At 62.4% G+C, this 5598-nt stretch carries 4 protein-coding genes; 3 read left to right on the top strand and 1 reads right to left on the bottom strand.

The features are described from left to right. Positions 1-26: 26 nt before the first annotated feature. From VGD20_RS16845 to VGD20_RS16835, 3 genes are all read left to right on the top strand, one after another. On the top strand, positions 27-1598 hold the full coding sequence (locus VGD20_RS16845) for an amidohydrolase family protein (RefSeq protein ID WP_414714590.1): 1572 nt from the start codon (positions 27-29) through the stop codon (positions 1596-1598). A 91-nt stretch (positions 1599-1689) separates the two neighbouring features. After that, positions 1690-3324, top strand: a complete 1635-nt coding sequence (locus VGD20_RS16840; protein ID WP_331135537.1) for an amidohydrolase family protein — start codon at positions 1690-1692, stop codon at positions 3322-3324. Positions 3325-3435: 111 nt separating this feature from the next. Next, complete coding sequence (locus VGD20_RS16835; protein ID WP_331135536.1) at positions 3436-4848, top strand: amino acid permease; 1413 nt, start codon at positions 3436-3438, stop codon at positions 4846-4848. A gap of 19 nt (positions 4849-4867) precedes the next feature. Here VGD20_RS16835 and VGD20_RS16830 read toward each other — a convergent pair whose 3' ends face one another. Then, a complete protein-coding gene (locus tag VGD20_RS16830; protein WP_331135535.1) occupies positions 4868-5323 on the bottom strand; it encodes an Lrp/AsnC ligand binding domain-containing protein in 456 nt (151 codons plus the stop codon). Between the last annotated feature and the right edge of the window lie 275 nt (positions 5324-5598).

The raw sequence follows: 5598 nt of genomic DNA, 5'->3' as shown, positions 1-5598 counted from the left end.
AAAACGCCGCGCCCGCCGCCGAGCCGGTGAAACCGCGTGCAGGCGCCATCGCGGCACCGGCCCGGCAGCCGGGCGAGGGCGCGGGGCCGTTCCGCAAGATGGTAATCCGCGGCGTGACGCTGATCGACGGCAGCGGCGCGCCGCCGCGCGGGCCGGTCGACGTGGTCGTCGAAAACAACATCATCACCTCGATCGAGGCGGCCGGCACGCCGGGTCTGCCGTTGGTATCCGGGCGGGCGCCGCGCGATGCCGACTATGAACTCGACGCGACGGGCATGTTCATGCTGCCCGGCTTCATCGACATGCACGTTCACGGATCGAGCGACGACAAGGCACCCGACCTCAGCTATTCGTACAAGCTGTGGCTGGCGCACGGCGTCACCTCGGTGCGCGGCGTCGATCTCGCGCCCTTCGAAATCGCGCTCAGCGAACGGGCGCGTTCGGCGCGAAACGAAATCGCCGCTCCGCGCATCTATTCCTATCATCGCCCCGGATCGGGACGCGGCTGGACCGGCGGCGTGACGAACACGCCCGAAAAGGCACGCGAATGGGTGCGCTGGGCGGCCAAGGCCGGGATCGACGGCATCAAGGTGACCGCCGATCCGAACCAGCCGCCCGAAGTCCTCGAGGCGATCTATGACGAGGCGAAGAAGCAGCATATCGGGACCGTCGCGCACCTTTCGCAGGTCGGCGTCGCGCGGATGGACGCCAAGCATGCGGGCGAAACGGGCCTCGGCACCGTCACCCATTTCTATGGCCATATGGAATCGCTGCTGAAGGAAGGCCCGGTCCAGAACTGGGATCCGAGCTATAACTACATGGACGAGCAGGATCGCTTCGGCAACGTCGCCAACCTGTATCGCGAAAGCTTCGAACCCGGCACCGACGAGTGGAAGGACTATCTCGAAAGCCAGAAGAAGAACGGCGTCACCTTCGATCCGACGATGACGATCTATGCGGCGTCGCGCGATCTGATGCACGCGCGCAATGCCGACTGGCATGCCAAATATACGATGCCGCAGCTCTGGAATTTCTTTCAGTCGTCGCGCGAAAACCACGGCTCCTATTTCTTCGACTGGACGACCGAGAAAGAGGTGCGGTGGCGGAATTTCTACAAGAAATTCATGCATCTGGTGAACGATTACAAGAATATCGGCGGCCGCGTGACCACCGGATCGGACTCGGGCTTCATCTTCAAGACCTATGGCTTCGGCTATGTCGAGGAACTCGAACTGCTCCAGGAAGCCGGGTTCAATCCCACCCAGGTCGTGCAGGCCGCGACGCTGAACGGGGCGCTGACCCTTTACGAGCCCCAGGGCAATGTCGCGCCGCCGATCGGCACGGTGCGCGTCGGCAAGCTCGCCGACATGGTGCTGGTGAAGGAAAATCCGCTCCAGAACTTCAAGACGCTTTACGGCACCGGGGCGCTGCGCCTCAACGAACAGACGCAGAAGCTCGAGCGCGTCGGCGGGGTCAGCTACACAATCAAGGACGGCATCGTCTATGACGCGAAAAAGCTGCTCGCCGACGTCGCCGAAATGGTGAAGTCCGAAAAGCGGCGGATGGGGCTTCCCGAAGAGGGCGTTCCGCTGCCTTGACGCGATAGCCGGAGCGGCGGCGCAAATGCCGCTCCGGCCATCGATCCGCATGAGTGCAAAAACGATCAATCGAAACGGGGAAACGGGTCCAATGAAGTTGAAGATAACCAAAATCGCGCTGGCGGCGGCGTTGCTCGCCGTACCGGCGACCGCGCATCAGGCCGACAACAAAAAGCCGGCCGCGACGGCGGAAGTCTTCCCGGTCAGCGCCGGTGCGCCGGCGCGCAAGCCGGGCGAGGGCGCCGGGCCGTTCCGCAAGATGGTGATCCGCAACGCGACGATCATCGATGGTACCGGCGCCCCGCCGCGCGGCCGCTTCGACATCGTCGTCGAGGGCAACAAGATTTCCTCGATCAAGCAGGCGGGCTGGCCGGGGCTTCCGTCCGCGGCCAATCGCGCGCCCACCGACGCCGATTATGAAATCGACGCGACGGGCATGTACGTCCTCCCGGGCTTCACCGACATGCATGTTCACCTGCCCGGCGCCGACAAGGCGCCCGACGCCAGCTATGCCTACAAGCTGTGGCTCGCGCACGGCGTGACTACGGTGCGCGGGGTTCCGCTGGGAGCGCCTGCGGTTGCCAGCCGCGAGAAGGATCGCTCGGCGCGCAACGAGATCGCGGCGCCGCGCATCTTCAACTATCAGACGCTGGGCGCGGGCTGGTCGGGCGGTGTGGTCGATACGCCGCTGAAGGCGCGCGAATGGGTGCGCTGGGCCGCAAAGAACAACATCGACGGGATCAAATTCTTCAACCGCGAGAATGAGACCCCCGACGTCTTCTCCGCGGCGCTCGACGAGGCGAAGAAACTCGGCCTCGGCACGACCGCGCATCTCAGCCAGATCGGTGTCGCCAATTTCAACGGCCGCCAGGCAGGCGACGCCGGACTGAACACGATCACCCATTATTACGGGCATATGGAATCGCTGCTCAAGGACCGGGCGATCCAGGATTTTCCGCCGCAATATGATTATAACAACGAGCAGCATCGCTTCGGCGAGGTCGCGGAGATCTGGGATCAGGTCAACGGACCCGGCACGAAGCAGTGGCAGGAATATCTGGAAGCGCAGAAGGCGAACCACGTCACCTTCGATCCGACTTTCAACATCTACGCTGCCTCGCGCGATCTGATGCGCGCGCGCAACGCCGACTGGCATGCGCGCTATACTACACCGCAGCTCTGGAATTATTTCCAGTCGACCCGCGACAATCACGGCTCCTATTTCTTCGACTGGACGACCGAGAATGAATTTGCGTGGAAGAAATTCTACGGCCTCTTCATGCGATTGATAAACGATTACAAGAATATGGGTGGCCGCGTTACGGTCGGCACCGACTCCGGCTTCATCTGGAAAGTCTATGGCTTCGCCTATGTCGAAGAGCTGGAATTGCTGCGCGAAGCGGGCTTCTCCCCGCTCGAGGTCATTCGCGCCGCGACGATGATGGGTGCCAAGACGCTGTACGAGCCGCGCGGTGAGACACCGCCGATCGGTGCGGTGAAGGCGGGCATGCTTGCCGACCTCGTCATCGTTCCGGAAAACCCGCTGCAGAATCTGAAGACGCTCTACGGCACGGGCTTCCAGCGCCTGAACTCCGAAACCAACAAGCAGGAAGTCGTTGGCGGGGTGAAATTCACGATCAAGGACGGCATCGTCTACGACGCCAAACAACTGCTCGCCGACGTCGCCACGATGGTCGAAAGCGAAAAGGCCAGACTGGGCCAGTAACGAGCGGTTTTTCCGAAAAATACCGGCGCCTGCCTTCGCTATCGCGGCAGGCATGGCGCCGGTTTCCGGATGTTGATCCCGATCATCGCCATGGTCGGGCAGGGGATTCCCATGTCATTTTTTACCCGCCGAAAATCGATCGAAACGGTCGCCGCCGTGAACGAAGCGCAGCGCCTGCACCGGACGCTGGGATGGGGGCATCTCGTGGCCCTCGGTGTCGGGGCGATCGTCGGCACCGGAATATATACGCTGATTGGCGTCGGCGCCGAACGCGCCGGACCGGCGGTCCTGATCGCCTTCATCGTCGCAGGGCTGGTTTGCGTGTGTGCCGCGCTGGCATATGCCGAACTCGCGACGTTGATGCCCGTTTCGGGCAGCGCCTATACCTACAGCTATGCCGTGATCGGCGAGGGCATCGCGTGGGTGATCGGCTGGAGCCTCGTGCTCGAATATTCGGTCGTATGCGCGGCGGTGGCCGTCGGATGGTCGGGCTATGCCGTCGGCTTTCTGCAGGCGGCGGGCATCGACGTCCCGCTCGCGCTCGCGGCGGGGCCGCACGCCGGGGGCATCATCAATCTTCCCGCGATCCTCATCGTCGCAGGAGTCGCCGGAATGTTGCTGGTCGGAACGCGCGAAAGCGCCTCGGTCAACGCCATTCTCGTCGTGCTGAAGCTTGGCGCGCTCGCGGCCTTCATCCTGCTCACCCTGCCGGCGTTTGACGCCGGAAATTTCAAACTCTTCATGCCCTACGGCTTCGCCGCGCACGAAGTCGACGGACAGGTACGCGGCGTCATGGCGGCCGCGGCGATCATCTTCTTCGCCTTCTATGGCTTTGATGCAGTGTCGACGGCTGCGGAGGAAGCGAAGAACCCCGGACGCGATCTCAAAATCGGGATCATCGGGTCGATGGTCGTCTGTACGATCGTCTATATCCTCGTCGCCGCCGCCGCGATCGGTGCGATGCCGTTTCTCGAATTCTCGAACTCGGGCGAACCGCTCGCGCATGTCTTGCGGACGTTGGGCCATCCGGGCGTGGCGACGCTGATCGGCGCCGTGGCCGTCGTTGCGCTGCCGACGGTGATTCTCGCCTTCATGTTCGGGCAAAGCCGCATCTTTTTCGTGATGGCACGCGACCGGATGCTGCCCGAGCGTCTGGGGCAGCTGAACCGGCGTGGTACGCCCGTCGCGGTCACCATCGGCACCGCGATCGTGGTCTCGGCGATCGCGGGCTTTTTCCCGCTCTCGGAAATCGCCGAACTCGCGAATGCGGGGACCTTGGCGGCGTTCGTCGCGGTCGGCCTTTGCCTGATCATCCTCCGTGTCCGCCAGCCGGACCTGCCGCGGGTGTTCCGCGCGCCGATGCCCTGGGTGGTCGGCCCGATCGCGATAGGCGGCTGCATCTACCTGTTTTTCAGCCTTCCGGCGATCACGCAGAGCCGGTTCCTGATCTGGAACCTGATCGGGATCGCCATCTATCTGGCCTATGGCGCGCGCAAGAGCCGCTTGGCCGGACAGCCGAAGTAGAAGGTCTGCCCGCTCGATGTCACAACGGCAGGCTCGTCACATTCTTGACCTCTTCGAGAACGGCATAGGTTCGCGTTTCGCGGATGCCGGGCATGTGGACCAGCGTGTCGGCGAGGAACGTCCGATAGGCGGCCATATCGCGAACGCGGACCTTGATCAGATAGTCGAATCCGCCCGCCACCATGTGGCACTCGAGGATTTCGGGCATGACCGATACCGACGCCGCGAAGTCCTTGAACACGTCGCCCGTCGTCCGGTCCATCAACACCTCGATGAAGATCAGCAACGACCGGTCGAGCTTGTTCGGGTCGAGCTGCGCATGGAAGCCGAGGATATATTCCTGTTCGCGCAATCGCTTCAGCCGGTCGAAGCAGGCCGACGGCGACAGGCCGCAGCGATTGGCGAGTTCCTGATTGGTGATCCGGCCTTCGGCTTGAATCACCTTGAGGATGCGAAGGTCTGCTTCAGTGAGCATCGAAGATTCTCCTGACATGATCGGGTATCGTTGGGCAATGCTGGCATGATTTGCCAAAATATTCAAAAATAATTCGGAGTAATGCGGAAGTTTGGAAAAAATTTGGCAAGCCGGCCCGTGCATCGGGAGGGTAGGGATCGCCTACCACCGACCGCCCGCGTTCATCTCAAGATGCCGGCAGCAAAAAATCGCGTGAATGGGTACCTGAAAATGGATTGGAGGAGTATTTGCCGTGAGTCAGAAGAAGCAGCACATGTGCGTCGTCAATCCGGATC

Origin of the sequence: Sphingopyxis sp., from assembly GCF_036402335.1 — a bacterium.
GTDB lineage: Bacteria > Pseudomonadota > Alphaproteobacteria > Sphingomonadales > Sphingomonadaceae > Sphingopyxis.
Note: the sequence above shows the minus strand (reverse complement) of the source record. Positions and strands in the feature narration are given on the sequence as shown.